A 20,624-nucleotide genomic window follows, 5' to 3' on the forward strand; every position below is an offset into this window, starting at 1 on the left:
AGAAATCTTAACAGGTTAAAAAACAAAAAAGCCACCTCATAATAAGATGGCTTCCCAAGTTAGGACCTCAGAAATTTCAGAGTCTAAAGCATCCACAAACAAACAATAGCCACAGCCGTGGGAACCAATGCCGCCACCAGCAGATTCAACGGTTTGATGCCACCGGGGAACTTATGACTAAGAATCGAATAACCTGCAGCATTGGGTGCATTGGCGATGATCGTCAAACCACCCCCGGCAATAGCTCCAGCAACCAGAGCGTATTTGCTGGAATCACTCAGCCCTTCGACCTGAGAGCCCAGATATGTCAACGCCGCATTATCAGTGATCGCCGTCAAACCCACAGCCCCTTTGAACAACACCAGATCACTCATGCTTCCCAACAGAGGTGCCAGCCACCACTTCTGGAAAGCACCAAACTGAATAATCCCCCCCAGGAACATCGCCACCAGCAAACTTTCTTTCAGGCGCAAAGAATCCTGATATCGCTGCGTGACGGCGGCGACACCCAGGAACAACAAAAAGATTCCCATAAAGGCATTTTGATAGTGAGCCGTCACCACAATCCCAGTCAGGAACAGCAAATGCACAAATGTCACCGGCATTGGAATCGCCGCCTGCGATCCCGCCAGACGGGTTTCCACTTCCCGCAAGGTGATGCATCCTTCGCTCAACTGTTTGCGGAAGACCGCAATCAAAAGAACTGTATTGATCACCACCGCAATGGCGCTTTTCCAGCCAAAGTGAGACAGCACAAAGGCAAAATCCCAGTTCCACTTACTGGCCACCATCAAAATCGGCGGGGCTGCAAACGGAGTCAATGCGCCACCAATGGACACATTCACAAACAGCACGGCGATCAGACCATAAATCAATTTACTGCTTTCTTTCTGTAACATGGAGTTCAGCATAAATGCCGTCACCGTCATTGCCGCAGGCTCGGTGATGAAACTGCCACTGAGCGGCCCCAGCACCAGGACCACAAAAATATCCGTCAAAACCGCAGGTGTGCGGAAGACTTTCTGAATCGCGGAAGAAAGAAACAAGATCCCTTTGCGTCCCGCCGCCAGAATCGGGCGCGTAGAACACACAACCATAATGGCGAAAATAAAGAAGGGCTCAATGAAGTTCAGCCCGCTCTGATAATTGAGCGCCGTTGTCCAGCCCTCAAGACCAATAAAGATCGCCATGAACAAAGCAGCCCAGATGGCAAACACCGCCTCGATTTCACCCAGAAGGTGAAGGAAATTGCTCCACAGCGAATCTTTGGGAAAGTGGTGGGACCAGGCTAAAATACGTCCCACCATAAAGGTGTGAATGACTGCCAGTGCAAACAGAATTGTGCCGATAAGTTCAATCGTTGTGTATGTCATTAGGACATACTACACAAAGACAAAAACCCCTGCCAAACAGAACCGGAAAACCTCAATACGATTTTGCCCTGAGTCCAAAACCGCTATTTCTTGACACAGGCTCCTTCGCGGCAGACCTGGTTGGGTGCGCACAGAATTTCTTTTTCGATGATTTCACCCTGCTGACAAGCAAACTCCAGAAGCTTTTGCGAATCCAGACAGCGATCAAATTCCTTCACCACCTGACGATAGCAGCTGTCGCCCAGGCAATTTTCATCACCCAAAGAATAAATGACTTTACCAGCGGCCTCGGGGATCAAGCCCTGATCAGAGTCCCTGCAGACCTTGGCATGAGCCATCGAAGACGACAGCACCAGTACAATCAGAATTGTCTTCATTGCGCCACCTCACAGCTGAATGTTTTGGTCAGCTTGGCCTGGGTCTGCCATTCGCGATCTTTTTTCGGAGACCCACACTGCACCGCAAGCTCCAGATCCACAGCGCACTCACCTTTACCCGCACTCTGGGTTTTCAAGCGAATCACGGAGGAATAGGAACACGGCGATTTGCACTTGGAATCCTCCAGGAAAGAACCCAGCTCATTTTCACCCATCAGAGTTTCCTGTGCATAGGTGGTGGCCGCTTCCTGGCATTTTTTTGAATCAGCGCGCATCCGGAAGGACTTTTTAAAATAGTCCCCGCTTTGTCCGATGGCGAAGCGCTGTTGTTCTGAGGAACTCAATTTCAAAGCAGTGTACTGATCCGGACACGAAGCATGTTTCACCACCGCCGTCGGCTGCGTGGAAATTTCCACCACCGGAGCATTAATGCGGGAACAACCTCCCGGACAACCCCCCGCTTCCGTCAAAAAGGCTTTTTGCAGGCCTTCCATTTTCTCAAACAGAGACTTCATTTTGCCGGAAGCACTTAAGATCCCGTAAGTGATGGCCGGCACCGATTCGGTTTTTGCTGGCGCATTCACTTTGCAATGGGTCTGATTGGATTTGTTAAGCTCATCACAAAGACTTTGCAGGTCTTTGACCGTGCTTTTGGAGTTCGGGCAGGTTTCCTGCGCTCCCGCTCCCAAGGCGCCGAACAAGAAGAATATAAAAAGAGCTGTTTTCATGGGGTTCTTATCGGCACCCCGACCGCGGATTTGAGGGATTTCAGGACGAAATCCACTCCTTATTTGTTTCTTAATCTTTCCACAATCTCAGAGCGAACCTATTCGCACAGAGCCATATTATCATTCATAAAACGGCGCTGATTCTGCAGATCACCTTCGCTATAAACGAATTCATTCAAATCACAGCGATTCTCGCTGGCCAGTCGCAAAACCGTGTCCTTTTCCGGTGGTGTCAGGCCCAGCGACCAGATCATTTTAACCTTCAGCCACTGCACCAGGTACTGGCAACGGTAAGCCGGGTTCGGTGGCATGTAACCTTCCGGAGTTTTGTCGCTCTTGGAGGCGTTCTCTTTTCCAAACACTGCCAACAGGTGGAATTCATTGCCAAGATAATTGGAATAAAGACAGCGCTTGGCGCGATTCCACTTGTGGGCCCCGCTGATATAGGCGTTTTTCAAGGGAACAAAGTGATCAATTTGAATATCACTGGCGCGGGAGTACTGACGATCTCCATAGGGATCCTGCCACTGCCCGGTGGAAACAGTGCACCCGTTGGAGGCAAATCCCACTGGCACGTCAGAATCGCGCATCAAAACTTTTGCTCGCGTGTTGTAGCAATTGTCATCACGGTGATCGTTCAGCCAGCCGCCAAAATGCTTGGCGCGGTTGTAGCGCTCGCCGACATTTCCGTACCCGTCAGTATGATGATCAAATCGAACCAGCGAATACAATCGGCTGCGCAGCTCGGTGAAAAAATCTTCGTTTTCGTGCATCAGATTTTGAGCAGCTTCCCAGGGACCGTTGAAGTTTTCTGAAGAGGAAGAGGAAAAGGATTCCCTGACTGTATAATAGTCATCGAAACGGGGGTTGGCGAGATTTTCTTCTGCCAGGGCCTTTGAAGTTCCCGAGGTGGCCACCAACATCATCACAAGAAACGTTTTCTTCATGAAGTCTCCAAATCCTTTTAGAGCATCGTTGTTTCCTTATTAGAAAAGGATATTGCGGCCTTGGCAAAGAGTTTATTTGTTAGACTTCTGTTAATGGCTCCGCTACAAATTCGATTATGTTACGCGTCGGCCGATTCCGCCACCGTCTGCTAGAAGACGACTTTCTTGAAAAACAAAGCCCGCTGGCCCACAAGTGCCTGCAGGTTTTCATGCGCCTGTGGCACAGCAAATCCTTGTCTGACGCGGAAATCGCGGCGATCTACATTTTGATCTTCAGCTTTTTGCGCCGCCCGAAAGACTTCCTGGGAGGCCCGCACAATCAGATTCTTGCCAGTCTTCCGGCGAAATCCCGCATGAGCTGCCAGGACTTCTACGAGCTTTTGCAAAAAGAGCTTCCTGAAGACCTGCGTCAGGCCAAGTCCCTGACCCGCTTTCAGCGCCCCGACGACCTTTTAAGCTTTTTCTGTGCCCATAGCTGGCGCTCCATCCCCCTGTCCGTAGCCCAGTCGCTGATGGCCTGGGAAAATGGCCTTTATCCATTGCGCCTGTTGTCTTACGTGCCCACCCCTAAAGAGGTCTTAAGCATGCAAACACAGGGGCAGCGCTGCGTTTCGATGCTGCAGGACCTGAAAGAAATGCAGGAGTTTGTTGAAGAAGGCCGCGATGTGCTGGGGTTCATCGTGCATGATCTGATTCACGCCGATCACTTTTTTGCGGACCCGGTCAAAGCCCGCGCACAAATTGAATTCAGCCGCCGCTTGATGGTGGTGTTCGGTTTCCACGACATTCAGGTGATGTTGCAGTCTGATCCAGTCTTCAAAAAGGAATTCGAGTATCTGATGTCTGATATGAATTCCTTCCCGCTGCATCTGCTAAAAACATTTAAAGCCGTCCTTTTGGGCTACTTCAAACGGCGCGAAGGCGTGGCCATGACTGAGGCCTTACCCGAGGCCACAGAGGCCGAATTTCAGCGTTTGTTCGAGTCCAGCTTGGAAATCTGGGAATTGCCCGGAGAAGCTCACCGCGCGGCCCAGCGTTTGAATACGCCCCTGTTCCAAGGTCTCGATGACAGCCTTTTGTTGCACTCAGCCCTGCTGCAATATCAATAAACTTTCATGACGAAAAAGGCTTTTTCTGATAGACTACCTCCATGTCGATCAAAAAAGAATGCAGCCCCCAATCCACCCCTGAAAACTGCAAAACTTGTGGCAACCGCCTGGATAGCATCCTGTGCTCAAATCCGGATGTTTTGCTGATGGTGGAAAAGGCGCGCGTTTCCTGCCGCTTCAAGGCCGGTCAGGTGATTTTCTATTCCGGCAATGATCCGTTGGGAATTTTCACTATTCAATCAGGCCTGGTAAAACTGGAAGTGACATCCGCATCCGGGGCCGCGCACACTTTGCGTTTGGTGGGTCCGGGAGGCACCTTGGGTTATCGCTCCCTGTTTGCCAACGAACCTTACCACGCTTCTGCAGTGGCGGTTGAGGATTGTGAACTTTGCTTTGTTCCCAAAGCCGAGATCATGAATATTTTCAAAAACTATCCTGAACTCGCGATGAAGCTCTTGTCCCATATTTCAAAAGATCTGCGTCTGGCTGAAGAAAAGTGGATGGATCAAATGGACAAAGGAGCTTCCGAGCGTATCGCCGAAGCGCTCTTGTTCCTGCAAGATCACTTCGCGCATCAGAATTGGACCCGTCGAGAAATCGCTCAATGGGCGGGAACAACACCGGAAACGGTCATCCGCACTTTGTCTCAATTTGAAAAAGACGGCCTTATCGATCAAACCGATGGTCGCAGCATTCGCATTTTGTCCAAAGATAAACTGCGCGATCGCGCAGAAATCCGCTAGTCCATCCCCCATCTGCCGTAATTTCACGACTTTCTACCCACCCGGCCTAGATCTTCGTTTGTAAACGCATCATTTTACTGCACCTATAAAAATCAGGAACATGATTCCGGTCATATCGGGGCGGGGTGGAGACTGGCATATTCGAATCAGGTCGAGGAGAATATGAGCACAGCCACCCTACACGAATGCGCTTACTGCCGAGCCGGAACTACAGAGCCGGTGTACTGCTGTTCTGCGTGTGAAATGCTGGATCTGCATGTGCGCCAGATGCCGGTTCTGAACGAACAGCAAAATCCTTTCTCGTACCTTGATCAGGCCGAATTCCGAAAACTTTATTCCCATACACATGCAGACTATAACTATCTGTTTTTTGCTGAAGGCCTGCACTGCTCTTCCTGCGTGCATCTGCTGGAAAAGCTTCCAGAGTTTTATGATCGTATTCAGATGGCCCGCGTGAACTTTGGCCAAAGCACTGTCACCGTCAAACTGGCGGAAGACGGCTCTTTGGCACAAGTCGCCCACGTCATTGCGGAACTGGGTTACAAACCCTCCCCGCTGGCGGCGCAGGACAATCTGGCGGCCAGATATCAAAATGAAAACCGCAGCTTCCTGAAAAGAATTGCCGTGGCCGGCTTCTGCGCCGGAAACACCATGCTGTTTGTGATCCCGGTCTATGCAGGACTTGCCGGCAACTGGGCCACCGTCTTTAACTGGCTTAGCTTCATGCTGTTTTTGCCGATTCTGCTGTTCTCTGCCGTTCCGTTCTATAAAGGCGCATGGAATTCACTGAAATATAAAGTCATCAACGTCGATTTGCCGATCACTATTGCGATGCTTTCCGGTTTTACCCTGTCCACTGCCAATCTGATCCGTGGTGACGGCGACATCTATTTCGACAGTACGGCAAGTTTCATGTTCTTTATTCTGTCAGCGCGCTATCTGCTGAAACGCGTGCAGCAAAACTATCTGTCCCCGTCCCGTATGAAGTCCTTCTTCCAGATGGAAAAATACGAGCGCGTGGACGGCAATAAAGCTGCTGTGATCCCGTGGTCCTCCGTCCAGGCGGGCGATGTCCTGAAACTGAAGCAGGGTCAAAGCCTGCCTTCGGATGCCACTTTGATGTCGTCTCATGCGACTCTGGACATGTCCTTGTTTAATGGTGAATCCCTGCCCAAGGTTTTTTCTTCCGGCATGACTCTTTTTGCGGGCACCAAGGTTCTGGATGACGGTGTCCTGATCCGTATGAATGTTCCTTTTGCCGACAGCAAACTGGGTCAGCTTTTACAACAACTGGATCAGGGCGCCTTGCAAAAAAGCCGTTTCATCGCATTGACCGATCGTCTGGCGCAGTATCTGATTATCACTGTGTTCTCGATCGCGGTGCTGTTCTTCCTGATTTATGCCCGGGTCGATATGTCTGAAGCGTTCAATCGCTCCTTGGCTTTGATAGTTCTGGCGTGTCCGTGTGCACTGGCCTTTGGCTCTCCGCTGACATTCGGACTGGCACTGAAAAAATCCCAGCGGCTGGGTATTTTACTAAAGGATGCCACCAGCCTTGAGCGCATGCTGGAAGTTAAAAACATTTTCTTTGATAAAACCGGCACTTTGACTGAAGGACATCTTTCTTTGTCCCACTCCGAACCTGCGATCATCTCCCCGCGTCTGCAGGCCGGCATCCTGGCATTAGAGGCCCGCTCGTATCATCCGCTGGCCTTTGCTCTGCGCAAAGCATGGCCGCATCCGGCCAGCCTTCCCGCTGTGGACCAGGCTCAAGAGATTCTGGGTAAAGGTGTCAAAGGCCTTATCGACGGCAAGCTTTATGAAATCCGTCATCTTTCGGAAAGCACTCACGAGGATGAAACGGCGATTGAAGTTCTGTGCGACGGTCACAGTGTCTGTCGTTTGTATTTCCTGGATGAACTGCGCAAAGACTCTGCCCAGGCCGTGCAGGCACTGAAAGCCCGTGGCATGAACTGCTTCCTGCTTTCCGGCGACAAAAAAAGCCGCGTTTATCAGGCTGCTGTCCAGTGTGGCATCGCCAAGGAAAACGCCCACGGCGAACTGTTCCCTGAAGACAAAAAAGAAATTCTGATCCGCCATAAAAACACCTGCATGATCGGCGATGGTGCTAATGATTCCCTCAGCCTGCAGGCCGCGGATGTTGGCATTGCGGTGAAAGGCAGTGTGGATTTAAGCCTCAACAGCGCGGATGTGTACTTCACCCGCGGCGGGCTTTCCCCGTTCTTTGATCTGCTGCAGATATCTTTGCAGACTCAGAAAGTTCTGAAAAGAAACCTGGGTATTTCATTGGTTTATAATACTGTCGGCGGCCTGCTGGCCCTGGCGGGCTTTATTGACCCGCTGATGGCCGCGATTCTGATGCCGATCAGTTCCATCATCATCATTCTTTCTTCATTGTGGGGTTTCCGATGAACATCATTTTATTGATGATCCCCATGGCGCTCATTCTGGGAATAGGCTTTGTCTCTGCCTTTCTCTGGGCCACCAACAAAGGTCAGTTCGATGACCTCGAGACACCAGCACACCGTATTTTAGATGACGAAAACGAAAGGAAAAAATCGTGAACACATCGGGAAATCTCATCGAAAAAATTTACTACGATGACGATATTGTCAAAAAGTTCGTCCTGGCGACCTTGATCTGGGCCGGGGCTGCGTTTCTTTTTGGCTTGATCGCCGCGTTGCAACTGGCTTATTGGCCCATGAACGCCAATCTGGAATGGATCACCTTCGGGCGTTTGAGACCGCTGCACACCAATGCCGCGATCTTTGCCTTTGCCGGAAATGCGATCTTTGCCGGGATTTATCATTCCAGCCAAAGACTGCTGAAAACCAGAATGTTTTCTGATGTCCTTTCCAAAATGCACTTCTGGGGCTGGCAACTGATCATCCTGGCAGCGGCGATCACTTTGCCTCTGGGCTACACCCAGTCCAAAGAATACGCCGAGCTGGAATGGCCGATTGATATCGCCATCACTGTGGTGTGGGTGATCTTCGCCATCAACTTCTTTATGACCCTGCGCCAACGCCGTGAAAAACACATGTATGTGGCGATCTGGTTCTATATCGCAACGATCATCACGGTGGCGGTGTTGCACATCGTGAATTCCATCGAGATCCCGGTGACTTTCCTGCAGTCCTACCCGGTTTATGCGGGCATTCAGGATGCGCTGGTTCAGTGGTGGTACGGGCACAACGCCGTGGCCTTCTTCCTGACCACGCCGTTCCTGGGTCTGATGTACTACTACGTGCCAAAAGCGGCGAACCGTCCAGTGTATTCATACCGCCTCAGTATCATTCACTTCTGGGCGCTGGTATTCATCTATATCTGGGCCGGTCCGCACCACTTGCTTTACACTTCCCTGCCTGAATGGGCGCAGACTTTGGGAATGATCTTCTCCATCATGCTGTGGGCTCCGTCCTGGGGCGGTATGATCAACGGTCTTCTGACTTTGAAAGGCTCTTGGCATCTGCTGAAAACAGAACCGCTGATCAAGTTCTTCGTGGCGGCTTTGACTTTCTACGGTATGTCCACCTTCGAAGGACCACTTCTGTCCATCAAATCGATCTCTGCCGTGGGTCACTACACGGACTGGATCGTGGGTCACGTTCACTCTGGCGCTCTGGGCTGGAATGGTTTCCTGACTTTCGGTATGGTTTACTATCTGGTGCCGCGTTTGTGGAGAACTGAACTGTACTCCAAAAAACTTTTGGAAAACCATTTCTGGATCGGTTTGACCGGTGTGCTTCTGTACTACACTTCCATGGTTGTGGCGGGTATCACTCAAGGTTTGATGTGGCTGGCAGTTGGTGAAGACGGTACTTTGGTGTATCCGGACTTTATCGAAACTGTGGTTCGCATCGTTCCTCTGTACTGGGTGCGCGCTTTGGGTGGCTTCCTGTTCATCGTGGGCTTCCTGATGATGTGTTACAACATCTATAAAACCATCAAGCTGGCTCCCAAAGAACAACATGACGCTTACATCGAAGTCTCCCGTTCCGGTTATGACGAGTTGACCAAGGGTCACCGTAAACTGGAGGGCATGGGTGCGGTATTCTCGGTTCTGGCGTTCCTGGCGATTGCCGTGGGGTCTGTGATTGAAATCTATCCAACCCTGTCCCTGCACCGCTATGTGAATCCGAACAACATCGTGGATCCGTATTCACCACTGGAACTGGCCGGTCGTGATGTCTATATCAAGGAAGGCTGCTACGTCTGCCATTCCCAGCAGATCCGTCCGATCGCCTCAGAAGTGATGCGCTACGGGGCCGCGTCCACAGTGGAAGAGTCCATGTACGATCGTCCGTTCCAATGGGGTTCCAAACGCACTGGTCCGGATCTTTCCCGCCTGGGCAAAAAGTATCCGAATCTGTGGCACTACAGTCACATGCTGGATCCGCGCGCTGTGACACCGAAAAGTATCATGCCGAACTATCCTTGGCTGGCAGAGAAAAAAACCGACTTCCTGGTTCTGCGTAAAAAAATGTCCGTCATGAAACAGTTGGATGTTCCTTATGCAGACGATGTTGTGGCAAATGCCGACATCCATGCTCAGAAACAGGCCAAGGAAATCGCGGCGGATCTGGAGTCCAACGGTGCGCCCAAAGGTCTTGAAGACAAGGAAATCGTGGCCCTGATTGCTTACCTGCAGTCCCTGGGTCAGAAAGGAAAAACACAATGAAATCGGAAGGACTGAAATATTTCACTGACACGCACCTGACTGCGATGGGCCTTTTGATCTTCTTCCTCTTCTTTATAGGAGTGATGATCTGGGTTTACCGCAAACACAGCACAGAGATTTATGCCCACATGGAACAGATTCCTTTGAAAGACGGAGAATAAAATGAGCGAAGACAACAAGGAAAAATTCCACGAATACGACGGGATTATCGAACACGATAATCCCCTGCCAACCTGGTGGCTGTGGACCTTCTTCCTCACCATCATTTTCGCCTTTATCTATTACATCCACTATGAGCTGGGCGGTGGCCCGTCTTTGCAGGATGAACTGAAAGTGGCGATGACCGAGATCGAGCAGGTTCAGGCGAAAGCCGCAACTGCTTCGCCGATGGAAACGGAGGAGTCCCTGCAAGCCGCATTTGATAAAGACGGCGTGCTGACTTTGGGCGCCGCCCAGTTCACATCGAAATGTGCTTCCTGCCATGGCCAGGAGCTGCAGGGTTTGATCGGACCGAATCTGACTGATAAATTCTGGATGCATGGCAAAGCCACGCGGATGGATGTGGTGAAGGTTATCCGTGACGGTGTTCCTGAAAAAGGGATGCCGCCCTGGGGGCCGGTCATGAAGAAAGATGAAATCTATGCCGTGTCTGCATTTATCCTTTCAAAAAAAGGCAGCAATCCGGCAGGAGCGAAAGAGCCTCAAGGTGAGGCTGTCGAGACAGTGGAGTAAGTTATGTCCGGGTTGGATTCAGGCAAGCTGACAAGTGTTGATGAGCATGGTGACCGGCTGAACATCATCCCCGCCGAAGTGCGGGGCCGTTTCCGCCGTCATCGTGACTGGACTCAGATCGTTCTGTTGATTGTGTTCCTGATTCTGCCCTGGACAACCTTCAATGGTCATCAGACCATTCTGCTGGACATCCCCAAACGGGAATTCGCTCTGTTTGGGGTTTTGTTCAAAGCCCACGATGCCCCGATGTTGTTTTATATCGTCGGCACACTGACGCTGGGCTTGGCTTTTGTGACTTCCATCTGGGGCCGTGTCTGGTGCGGCTGGGCGTGCCCGCAGACGGTGTTCATTGATGCCGTTTACCGCCGCATTGAAAAATGGGTGGAAGGCACTTACATTCAGCGCCGTCAGTTGCGTGACGGGCCGATGACTTTGACCAAGATCCGCAAAGTTTCTTTGAAATGGTTCCTGTTTTTTGCCGTGTCTTCTGTGATTGCCCACAGCTTTATCGCCTACTTCGTGGGCGCAAGTGAACTGCTGGCAATGACCCAAGGCTCACCGGCCCAGAACATGACATATTTTATTTTGGTGCTGTTCTTCACCGCCGTCATTCTTTTTGACTTCGGCTGGTTCAGGGAACAGTTCTGCGTGATCATGTGCCCTTACGGACGCATCCAGTCCGTGCTGCTGGATCAGAAATCCCTGGCTGTCGTTTACGATGTCAACCGTGGCGAACCTCGCAAAGGCACCACTCAACCCCACCAAAAAGCCGGCGACTGTGTTTCATGCAATCGCTGCGTGCAGGTCTGCCCGACCGGCATCGACATCCGCAACGGCCTGCAGATGGAATGCATCACCTGCACGGCCTGCATTGATGCCTGCGATGAAATCATGGAAAAAGTGAAAAAGCCCAAAGGGCTGATTCGCTACGACACTCTGGATGGCAGCCGGATCTCATTGACCAAACCGCGCTCTATGATCTACATCCTCGCGATCGTGGCTTTGATCGGCGGATTGGCTTACGCGGTCAGCACGCGCGAGCCTGTGCACATCGCCGTTTTGCGCGGGGCGGGTTTACCGTACTCTTACGTCAAAAACAGTGACGGCCAGGAAGTTTTGCTGAATCAGTTCCGCCTTCATATCCAGAATCAAGGCGCTCTGCGTGCGCGTTATATCCTGACTTTGCCCCAGCAACTTCTGGATCAGGGCATTCAGGTGCAGGTCGCGGAAAATCCGATTCACCTGGCTCCAGGCGAATCCCGTGAATGGTATTTCTTTGTCAGAATTCCGGTTTCTGTGATCCCGGCCAGCGGACAGTTAAAAACAGAAGTGAATGTGCAGGACGAACTGGCGCCGCAAGGCTTTAAAACCCACCGCGAACTGATTCTTGTGGGACCGAGGTCACAATGATGTCCTCCGCCCTTCTGGCATTGGGAATACTTTCCTCCAGCTTCTTCGGCAGTTGGCATTGTGCGGGAATGTGTGGACCTGTTGCGACGCTGATGAGCGCACGTAAAAGCTTGCTCTCCTATCACCTGGGCCGCTTGTGTGCCTATGTCCTTTTGGGTGTGCTGGCCGGTTCTTTGGGGCAGTTCTTTCTGAACAGTCAGTTTGTGACCCTGCGCTGGATTTCGGCCATTCTTTTGGCACTGGTGCTTGTGGGTTCGGGCGCTCGTTTGATTCTGCCGGTGTCCTGGCAGCAGCGTCTGTCTGCAAACAGGATTTCTCATTCCATCTTGGGTGTCATTAAACGACTGCAGGCGTTTCATGTGGGCAAATCAGGTTTTGTCGTGGGGCTTTTAACCGCCCTTCTTCCCTGCGGCTGGCTTTACACTTATGTGACTGCCGCGATTGCCACGCAAAGCCCGTGGGCCGGTGGTCTGACTTTGGCGTTGTTCTGGCTGGGTGGTTTGCCGGCACTGAGTGCCGTTCCCATGATGATTCGTCAGGGCCTGCAGCAAGCCGGCCTTCGCCAGCAACGCATTGCCGGGGGCGTGCTGATCGTGGCCGGTTTGTATTCTTTGGGCAGCTTCATGCTGATGCATTAGTTTTTAGTTATTTCCGCTTCGCAACAAACCCGACCTTTCTTTGGACGAGCCCCGTTGTTAGATCGCAACGATTCGACCGTCCAAGGTTGTTTTCCTTGTGCGCCTTCCTTCCGCGGGCTTAGCGTTAAATCAAGAGTTTAACACGTTCGTTCACGTCTACGAAGGAGGCGTTCTATGGTTTCCCGGACTCATAAGATACTAGCATCTGTGGCTGTTGCCGGATTTATCGCAGGTTGCGCGAGCAAACCACCCAATGTGCAGCCGATTTCTTCCAGTGCCAATCCGACGGCCGAGATTGAAAAAACCGAAGCCATGATCAGCGAGGCGCGATCCAAACAAATTGACGTTCTTTCACCTGAGAACTTCACCGACGCCACCAAAGCTTTGGAAAAAGCCAAGCAGAAAAAAGAAAAAGACAAACCCAATGCTGACATTCTGGAACAGGTTGCTTATTCCCGCGCGTGGCTGAATGAAGCCAACACCCGCGCAGAAATCGCACGAACGTCGATGAGACAGATCACCGATGCACGCGAAGGCGCAATGAAAGCCGGAGCCCCCAAACTTTACCCTAAAGAATGGGACAAGGCTGGAAAGGATCTGGAAAAGATCACCGTGGCGATTGAAAAAGGGAACTTGAGTCCGGCGGACAAACGCGGCGATGAAATCATCAGCCGTTACCGGGACCTTGAAATCATGTCCGTCACCAAAGCCTATCTGGGAACAGCCAAAGACAATCTGGACACTGCGAAAAAAGCCGGTGCTGACAAAAATGCACCCAAGTCCTTTGGCATGGCAGCGATGAAATATGAAAATGCCGAGAAGCTGATCAAGGCTGATCCGCGCAATCCGGCCGTCATCGCCCGCGCCTCCCAGGATGCCACCCGTGAATCCCAGCACTTGATGGACGTCACCCGCAAAGTCAATGCAGGCAATTCTGAAGACCTGGTGTTGATGGCAGAACGCCAGCAGCGCACCATCTCCACTTTGCGTAATGAATACTCCAGTGCGGAACAAGAACTGCAAACAGTTCAAAGCGAAGCTGAACGTCAGCGCATGGAGCTGGAACGCCAGCAAGCTTTGCTGAGTCGCGCTCAAGCCCTGCGCAGTCAACTGAAGCCCAACGAGGCGGAAGTCTTCACCGAAAATGGCAAGCTGATGGTGCGCCTGAAAGGTCTGCAATTCCCCACTGCGCAGTCCAATCTGGGACCAAAAAACCAGGCCCTGCTGAAAAAAGTTGAAGGCGCATTGGCCGGAGTCACCCCTTCCAAAGTGATCGTCGAAGGTCACACGGACAACGTGGGAAGCGCTGAAGCCAACCGCGTGTTGTCAGAAAAACGCGCTCAATCCGTTCAGAACTTCCTGGTATCCCAGGGAACTCTGCCAGCGGATAAAGTCGAGTCCGTGGGAATGGGTTATGACAATCCAATTGGTAACAACAACACGGCTGCAGGACGAGCACAAAATCGTCGTATTGATCTTGTGATCGAAACTGAGTAAGGAGGTGCCTATGGCATCACAAATTCCTGGTCAAGGCTGGCAGGAACTGAAACGGGAGCTCATGCAGAAATGGCGTGAGCTTTCGGACAATGACCTTGAAAGCACCAAAGGCAATGCCCAGTCCATCGTCGATCTGCTGGAACGCAAAGTGGGAATGGCCATCGACGAAGCCAGTGAAAAGTTCGCCGAGATAGCATCACACTATCATCTTTATGATGAACCCGAGGAAAAGCCGGTCAAGGCTGACGAGGAAAAGAAAGAACGTGTGATGGAGCTGAAACCCAAAGCTCCGGCGAATCGTGACCGAAAACCAAAAGATGATTACCTGGGATGAGACCCTGCTCACCCACCGGAGGCTTGATTCAAGGATTTGTTTCTTTCGAATCAGGCCCCGCTTTTTCCCGCACCACACTGACAAAAGAGCAAGGCACTGACGTCACCACATGGGGTTCAGAGTTCACTTTATGAATCAGCTCCAGCATATCCGGCGAACCATGCGCCTTTCGCACAAACACCATCCAACCGGACTCCTTTAACTGCGCAAAAACCTTTTGTGGAAACTCAGAAGAGCCGGCCGTGAATATCACCCGGTCATAGGGTCCGTTCGCCGCATCCCCTTCAAAACCGTCCCCGGCTTTGACAATGACCTGGGAAAGATGGCGCTCCGCCAGGATTTTCTGGGCTCTGCCGGCAAGCTCACTGATCACTTCCACAGAGACCACCTTGCCGCTTTTACCAACAATATCAGCCATCATGGCGGTGTTCCAGCCACTGCCCGTGCCCAGCTCAAAAACCTTTTGTCCGGGCTCGAGTTTGAGCAAATCTAGAATGCGCAGAACAAAACTGGGTTGAGAAATAGTTGAGACAAAAGGAGGACTGTTGAACAACACCAGAGGATGATCTTCGTAGGCCTCTTCGACCGTGTATTCCGGCACGAAGATGTGCCGGGGCTGGCTATAAAAAGCTTCCACCACTTTTTCAGACAGTGGCAATGCGCGCTTCAAGACACTTTGTTGATAGTGTTCCAGTGACAAGCCCATGATTAAGCTTGCAAGGTTTTTTCCCGAACGGCAAGCTTGTATCATGACACTGACTCAACTCGAATATATTCTTGCCGTCGCCGACACGGGCAGTTTCAGCCACGCTGCCCGCCAATGCCATGTCACCCAACCCACACTGAGTATGCAGATTCAAAAGCTGGAAGAAGAACTGGGCGTGATTCTTTTTGATCGCACCAAACAACCCATCCGCGCCACCTCCGTCGGCGAAGAGGTTTTGCAGCAGGCCCGTCTGGTAGTCAAAGGCTCTCAGCACCTGAAAGAAATCGTCGACGATGCTAAAGGATCTCTGCGCGGCGAACTGCGCATCGGAATCATTCCCACGCTGGCCCCGTATCTGCTGCCGCTGTTCCTGAAAAAAATCAAGGACGCCCACAGCAGTTTGCATCTGACTTTTGAAGAACTGCAAACCGAGGTGATGATTGAAAAGATCCGCAATCATAGCCTGGATCTGGGCATCATCGTCACGCCGATTGATGATCTGAATATCGCCAATCACGTTTTGTTCTATGAGCCGTTCAATGTTTATCTGTCCAAGGGGCATCCCCTTCTAAGCCAGAAATCGCTGGATGAAAAAGACCTGTCATCAGAAGATGTCCTGCTGCTGAACGAAGGCCACTGCTTCCGCGAGCAAAGCCTTTCCCTTTGCCGCAACAAAAAAAGTCCGGCGGTGATGGATCGCAGTTTCACCTTTGAAAGTGGCAGTCTTGAGACCTTGAAAAAACTGGTGGATCAGGGGGAAAGCTTTACACTGCTCCCTTATCTGGCCGCGCTCGACGTGCAGGACAAAAAGCGACTGCGATCTTTCTCGGATCCGGTCCCAACCCGGGAAGTGAGCCTGGTTCATGGACCTCATTTCCAAAGGAAGGCCCTTTTAAAGGCTCTTATTGAAACCATAAAGAAAAACCTGCCCGAAGGACTGTCTGCCACCCGAGGTAAAAACCAACTGAAAATCGACAACCCTTTAGGTTATCTCAAATAGTTTTCATCTATGCCTATAGACAGCATATAGACAAAATCTATATGTCCCATAGAAAAAGAGAACTGTTCACCTCCCCTCACCGGGCTTATCCTGTTTACAGGCAAGAGCGGGGTTCCTGTAAGGCACCCCTCTGACAGTGACAAGGAGGAATTTATGAGATCACAAAACGCCCATTCACTGAATGAAAACAAATCCGTCAGCAATATAAAATCGGTCGAAACCGGCACCAGTGCTGTTGTTGAAACGCTGAAAAAATCTTTGGCTGAGGAATATCTGCTGCAACTTAAAACCCAAAACTTCCACTGGAACGTGGAAGGTCCAATGTTCTTCTCTTTGCACAAACTGTTTGAAGAACAATACGGCCAGTTGGCTGAATTCGTCGATCGCACGGCGGAAGTGATCCGCGCTTTGAAAGTCAAAGCTCCGGGCAGCTTCAAAGAGTTCAGAGAACTGTCCTCCATTCAGGAGGCTTCTGACAAACTGACTGCCAGCCAAATGATCGAAATGCTCAGCCAGGACCACACAAATCTGGCCATCGCTTTGAAATCCCGACTGGAAACCGCAGAGGATGCGGAAGAAACCAGTGCTGTGACTTTGTACGAGGACCTGATCGGCTTCCATGAAAAAGCCGCTTGGATGATCCGCAGTCACAGATCCTGATCCCGATTTGAATTATCGAGAAAGGATGTAGAACATGGGCAGCGCACTGATGGGATTATTGGCAGGAGGGATCACCGGGCTTTCAACAATGCTCGGTGCCCTTCCCATTCTTAAAAACAAAACCACCGGCTGGAATCCATGGCGCAGTCTGAATCTGGACTTTGCCATCGGGATGATGCTGGCGGCGGCGGCCTTTAATCTGATCGGCCCTGCTTACTCAAGCACACACAGCTCCTTCGGGGTGTCTCTTGCCCTGGCGCTCGGTGTGGCTTCCATCTATGGACTGAGTCATCTGATCCATAGCGTGTCGCCCTCCGAATGGTCTGTTCACCGAAGAGCCTGGCTTTTCGTGACGGCTATGATGCTGCACAACCTCCCCGAAGGTTTGGCTTCGGGAGCTGCGCTGAGCGCTGATTCCATTTCCGCCGCCAACGGCTGGACAGTCGTGGGCGCCATCGTGTTTCAGAACTTCCCGGAAGGACTTGCCACTGCCGCAGCTTTCCTTTCAATTGGCATGTCCCGCAAAGTGGCCTTCTTTGGTGCCGCATTAACCGGTGTCATGGAAATTCTGGGCGGTGCTTTGGGCGGCATTTTCACCGGCATCACATCGGCATCCCTTCCTTTCATCCTGGCTTTCGCGGGTGGGGCGATGATCAGTGTGACCCTGGAGGAAATCTTCGCCAAAATGAAAGAGACCCGCATGACTTACCTGTGGCAAAAGCAGTTTGTCGCCGGGGCCTTGTCCGTTATTGTAATGAACTGGATCATCGGTCAGTCCTAGGATGTTTCAGTCTGAATCATCCTTGTGAATAATAATTTATTTTATGATCTGCATCATCATTGCTCTCCCCCGGCCCATCTTACACTGAAAGGGCACAGGAGGTTGTGCTTGAAGCTGATCACAAAAATTACTGCCATTGTTTCCCTTGCCGCTGTTGTCTCAGTTGTTGCCGCCACTCAAGTCTCCCGCTCCGAGGTCCACGATCAGGGCGAAAAAGACCTGATCGACAAGAGCCGGGCCATCCTGGATCAACTGGAGGGCACGCGCGATTACGTCGCCTCCCAAGGAGGGCTTGCTGAATATATCAATGATATTGGCAGTCGCTATCCTGATGGAAATGTCCCGAAGGATTTAAAGATGAACATTCTGCGACGGGTTCCGATTTTCGCTTCGATCAAAGTGGGTCAGGAGCAGTCCGAGCGCAGTGGTTATAAGTTCAGGGTCTTTTCTCCAGAGCCTCGCCGGGAGGAAAACCTGGCTCGAACTGATGAAATGCAGATCTACAATCGCTTTCTCAATGAACCGACCCTGAAGGAAATCGTCACCACCAGCGATGAATCAGTCATCGTCTATCGCCCAGTACGGCTGTCTGAAAAACAAGGCTGCTTAATATGTCACGGCCAGCCGTCTCAAAGCCCTTTTGGCAATGGGAAAGATGTGCTGGGACATGACATGGAAAACTGGTCGGATGGAAAACTTCACGGAGTCTTTGCCATCACCAGCAGCCTGGCCACCACCAATGCCGCCAGCCAGGCTTCAGTGAAGAAGATCCTTCTTTTTTCTTTCTTCGGACTTATTCTGAGCGTTCTTTTCGCGTGGGTTGTCCTGCGCAAGCCGCTGGAAAACCTGCGCACCGCAGTCAACAGCATCAGAAACTCCAGCCAGCACCTTTCCGCCACAAGTTCTGAGATATCCAATGCTTCACAAGGCCTCAGCACATCGGCCACAGAAGCGGCTGCGGCCCTGGAGGAAACATCCGCTTCCATCGAAGAACTGACCAGCATGGTGAAAATGAATTCTGACAATGCCCAGAATGCCCGACTGCTGTCCACTTCTGCCATGGAGGCGGCGGTGCGGGGCGAACAAAACATGCAGGAACTGATCACTTCAATGCAAACCGTTTCGGTCACGGCCAAAAAGGTGCAGGAGATCACCGGTCTGATTGACGATATTGCCTTTCAGACAAATCTGCTGGCCCTGAATGCAGCCGTGGAAGCCGCCCGTGCCGGTGAAAATGGACGGGGTTTCTCGGTTGTTGCCGAAGCCGTGCGCCAGTTGGCACTGAAATCCGCGCAGTCCGCGAAGGAAATATCGGGTTTGATTTCTGAAAGTGTCAGCCAGATCGAAGTCAGTTACAAATCCGCTCTGCAAGGCGGTGAAACTTTGCAGACAATTGTGCAAGAGTCACAAAAAGTTTCGACTTTAAACAATGAAATTGCCCAGGCCAGTCAGGAGCAGTCGACAGGTATCGACCAGATCTCGCGCGCTCTGCACGATCTGGACAAAGTGACCCAGAACAACGCCGCCTCTTCTGAAGAAACCGCGGCGGCCTCGGTGGAGCTGTCCAGTCAGTCCCAGCAGCTCGATATGATGGTGGAATCCGTGGAAGGCGTTCTTAACGGACGCCCGAAAGCCAGCTAAAGGGTGGACAGCGGCGACGGGCCACGCTAGGCTTTGGGCATGACATTAACAGCATTTCAAACCGTCGCCCTGGCAGCTCTGGTCGTGTATTTCGGCCGGTTTATTAAAAGCAAAATCCAGATTCTGGATAAGTACAACCTGCCGTCTCCGGTCATCGGCGGATTTATTGTCGCCATCATCATTTCAACCCTGAAGGCCCAGGGCCTTTTCGTGCTGACATTCAACAAAGCCTTTGAAGAAGCTTTGATGATCACCTTCTTCACCTCGGTCGGCTATTCCGCCTCTGTGCGCCTGCTTAAAGAAGGCGGTCGCGCCGTTGTGTTCTTCCTGCTTCTGACCATCGGCGGCCTGCTGGTGCAGATTATCGCAGGAATTGGTCTTGCAAAAATGATGGGTGAACACCCCCTGATGGGAGTTCTGACCGGCGCTGTGTCTTTGACAGGTGGCCCGGGCACCGCCCTGGCGTTCGGACCGGTCTTTGAAGCTGCTGGTGTCGAAGGAGCTTCGGTGATTGGTGTGACCACGGCCATGGGTGGTATTGTGCTGGGCGGCCTGATCGGAACTCCGCTGGCCACATATCTTATCAATAAGAAAAAACTAAAGCATCCGGTGGATCAGGACAGCGGTGCACATCAGGAATCGATGATGCTAAAATCCTTCGCGGGCCGCGATCTGCTGATGCACCTTCTGGCGCTGACTCTGATCATGGGGATTGGCACTACGATCAGCTCCTGGATCAGCTCTTTGCAAATCACCCTGCCGATCTATATTGGTTCCATGGTGGTGGCGGCGATCTTCCGCAATATCGAAGACGCCAAAACAGTTTTCAAAATCTCTCCGGAATGGATTGAGGAAATCGGCTCCGTGGCCCTGACCCTGTTCATTGCCATGGCGATCATGAGCCTGCGGCTGGAAGAACTGAAAAACGCGGCATTGCCTATTTTGGTTTTCCTGACGGTGCAGGCCATTCTGGTCGCGGTCACGGCCCTGGGGCCGGCGTTTTGGGTGGCTGGCAAGGACTATGAGGCTTCCGTGATGAGTGCCGGCTATGTCGGATTTATGATGGGAACCACGGCCAATGCCATGGCCAACATGCATTCGCTCAGTCAGCGCTATGGCCACGCTTACAAGGCCTTCCTGGTGGTGCCGCTGGTGGGCTCCTGCTTCATCGATTTTATCAACGCAGCGCTGGTCACCTTCTGTATCAATATGTTTGGCAACTAATACGACTGCAAAACATCAAATA

General features: G+C 51.7%; 21 protein-coding genes. 16 read left to right on the forward strand and 5 right to left on the reverse strand.

Translation table 11 applies throughout. The features are described from left to right. Positions 1-83 precede the first annotated feature (83 nt). The 4 genes from ACZ520_RS12220 to ACZ520_RS12235 all read right to left on the reverse strand — a co-directional run bounded on the left by ACZ520_RS12220 (position 84) and on the right by ACZ520_RS12235 (position 3,425). Positions 84-1,373 carry a putative Na+/H+ antiporter gene (locus ACZ520_RS12220; RefSeq protein WP_464125764.1) on the reverse strand — a complete coding sequence of 430 codons (1,290 nt, stop codon included), beginning with the start codon at positions 1,371-1,373 and terminating at the stop codon, positions 84-86. Between the two features lie 83 nt (positions 1,374-1,456). Further along, positions 1,457-1,750, reverse strand: a complete 294-nt coding sequence (locus tag ACZ520_RS12225) for a hypothetical protein (protein WP_374030658.1) — start codon at positions 1,748-1,750, stop codon at positions 1,457-1,459. Beyond that, entirely contained in the window at positions 1,747-2,478 is a 732-nt protein-coding gene (locus ACZ520_RS12230; protein WP_464125766.1) for a hypothetical protein, read from the reverse strand. The genes ACZ520_RS12225 and ACZ520_RS12230 overlap by 4 nt, the downstream gene beginning before the upstream one ends. A 98-nt stretch (positions 2,479-2,576) precedes the next feature. Beyond that, entirely contained in the window at positions 2,577-3,425 is an 849-nt protein-coding gene (locus tag ACZ520_RS12235; RefSeq protein WP_464125768.1) for an HNH endonuclease family protein, read from the reverse strand. Positions 3,426-3,541: 116 nt separating this feature from the next. On the opposite strand from ACZ520_RS12235, the gene ACZ520_RS12240 reads away from it, so the two are divergent. The 11 genes from ACZ520_RS12240 to ACZ520_RS12290 all read left to right on the forward strand — a co-directional run bounded on the left by ACZ520_RS12240 (position 3,542) and on the right by ACZ520_RS12290 (position 14,590). Continuing rightward, positions 3,542-4,534, forward strand: coding sequence for a hypothetical protein (locus ACZ520_RS12240; RefSeq protein ID WP_464125770.1), 993 nt, complete (start codon positions 3,542-3,544; stop codon positions 4,532-4,534). 41 nt (positions 4,535-4,575) lie between these two features. After that, positions 4,576-5,277 (forward strand): Crp/Fnr family transcriptional regulator, encoded by a 702-nt coding sequence (locus ACZ520_RS12245; protein WP_374030662.1) that lies wholly within the window; start codon positions 4,576-4,578, stop codon positions 5,275-5,277. 162 nt (positions 5,278-5,439) lie between these two features. Continuing rightward, positions 5,440-7,710 (forward strand): heavy metal translocating P-type ATPase, encoded by a 2,271-nt coding sequence (locus ACZ520_RS12250; protein ID WP_464125772.1) that lies wholly within the window; start codon positions 5,440-5,442, stop codon positions 7,708-7,710. Beyond that, positions 7,707-7,862, forward strand: coding sequence for a cbb3-type cytochrome oxidase assembly protein CcoS (gene ccoS / locus ACZ520_RS12255; protein WP_041577808.1), 156 nt, complete (start codon positions 7,707-7,709; stop codon positions 7,860-7,862). The genes ACZ520_RS12250 and ccoS overlap by 4 nt, the downstream gene beginning before the upstream one ends. Beyond that, positions 7,859-9,979 carry a cytochrome-c oxidase, cbb3-type subunit I gene (gene ccoN / locus ACZ520_RS12260; protein ID WP_464125774.1) on the forward strand — a complete coding sequence of 707 codons (2,121 nt, stop codon included), beginning with the start codon at positions 7,859-7,861 and terminating at the stop codon, positions 9,977-9,979. Before ccoS ends, ccoN begins: the two co-directional genes overlap by 4 nt. Further along, positions 9,976-10,140 carry a cbb3-type cytochrome oxidase subunit 3 gene (locus tag ACZ520_RS12265; RefSeq protein WP_464125776.1) on the forward strand — a complete coding sequence of 55 codons (165 nt, stop codon included), beginning with the start codon at positions 9,976-9,978 and terminating at the stop codon, positions 10,138-10,140. Before ccoN ends, ACZ520_RS12265 begins: the two co-directional genes overlap by 4 nt. Position 10,141: 1 nt before the next feature. Beyond that, on the forward strand, positions 10,142-10,711 hold the full coding sequence (locus ACZ520_RS12270; protein ID WP_464125778.1) for a cbb3-type cytochrome c oxidase N-terminal domain-containing protein: 570 nt from the start codon (positions 10,142-10,144) through the stop codon (positions 10,709-10,711). A gap of 3 nt (positions 10,712-10,714) precedes the next feature. Beyond that, positions 10,715-12,121 carry a cytochrome c oxidase accessory protein CcoG gene (gene ccoG / locus ACZ520_RS12275; RefSeq protein WP_464125780.1) on the forward strand — a complete coding sequence of 469 codons (1,407 nt, stop codon included), beginning with the start codon at positions 10,715-10,717 and terminating at the stop codon, positions 12,119-12,121. Beyond that, complete coding sequence (locus tag ACZ520_RS12280) at positions 12,118-12,759, forward strand: sulfite exporter TauE/SafE family protein (protein ID WP_374030674.1); 642 nt, start codon at positions 12,118-12,120, stop codon at positions 12,757-12,759. The genes ccoG and ACZ520_RS12280 overlap by 4 nt, the downstream gene beginning before the upstream one ends. Before the next feature lie 174 nt (positions 12,760-12,933). Continuing rightward, positions 12,934-14,256, forward strand: coding sequence for an OmpA family protein (locus ACZ520_RS12285; RefSeq protein ID WP_416480340.1), 1,323 nt, complete (start codon positions 12,934-12,936; stop codon positions 14,254-14,256). A 10-nt stretch (positions 14,257-14,266) separates the two neighbouring features. Continuing rightward, positions 14,267-14,590: a transcriptional regulator gene (locus tag ACZ520_RS12290; protein WP_088564766.1), complete on the forward strand. Its 324-nt coding sequence runs from the start codon at positions 14,267-14,269 to the stop codon at positions 14,588-14,590. Positions 14,591-14,618: 28 nt separating this feature from the next. Here ACZ520_RS12290 and ACZ520_RS12295 read toward each other — a convergent pair whose 3' ends face one another. Beyond that, on the reverse strand, positions 14,619-15,296 hold the full coding sequence (locus ACZ520_RS12295) for a protein-L-isoaspartate O-methyltransferase family protein (RefSeq protein WP_464125783.1): 678 nt from the start codon (positions 15,294-15,296) through the stop codon (positions 14,619-14,621). 43 nt (positions 15,297-15,339) lie between these two features. On the opposite strand from ACZ520_RS12295, the gene ACZ520_RS12300 reads away from it, so the two are divergent. The 5 genes from ACZ520_RS12300 to gltS all read left to right on the forward strand — a co-directional run bounded on the left by ACZ520_RS12300 (position 15,340) and on the right by gltS (position 20,602). Beyond that, positions 15,340-16,296 carry a hydrogen peroxide-inducible genes activator gene (locus tag ACZ520_RS12300; RefSeq protein WP_464125785.1) on the forward strand — a complete coding sequence of 319 codons (957 nt, stop codon included), beginning with the start codon at positions 15,340-15,342 and terminating at the stop codon, positions 16,294-16,296. Positions 16,297-16,449: 153 nt separating this feature from the next. After that, positions 16,450-16,956: a Dps family protein gene (locus tag ACZ520_RS12305; RefSeq protein WP_088564763.1), complete on the forward strand. Its 507-nt coding sequence runs from the start codon at positions 16,450-16,452 to the stop codon at positions 16,954-16,956. A gap of 34 nt (positions 16,957-16,990) precedes the next feature. Continuing rightward, positions 16,991-17,737, forward strand: coding sequence for a ZIP family metal transporter (locus tag ACZ520_RS12310; protein ID WP_417868665.1), 747 nt, complete (start codon positions 16,991-16,993; stop codon positions 17,735-17,737). Between the two features lie 108 nt (positions 17,738-17,845). Continuing rightward, the gene (locus ACZ520_RS12315; protein WP_464125788.1) at positions 17,846-19,378 is read left to right on the forward strand and encodes a methyl-accepting chemotaxis protein; all 1,533 of its coding nucleotides are present in this window, start codon (positions 17,846-17,848) and stop codon (positions 19,376-19,378) included. 39 nt (positions 19,379-19,417) lie between these two features. Further along, complete coding sequence (gene gltS, locus ACZ520_RS12320; RefSeq protein ID WP_464125790.1) at positions 19,418-20,602, forward strand: sodium/glutamate symporter; 1,185 nt, start codon at positions 19,418-19,420, stop codon at positions 20,600-20,602. Positions 20,603-20,624 lie beyond the last annotated feature (22 nt).

The organism is Bdellovibrio sp. BIS2 (assembly GCF_055398295.1).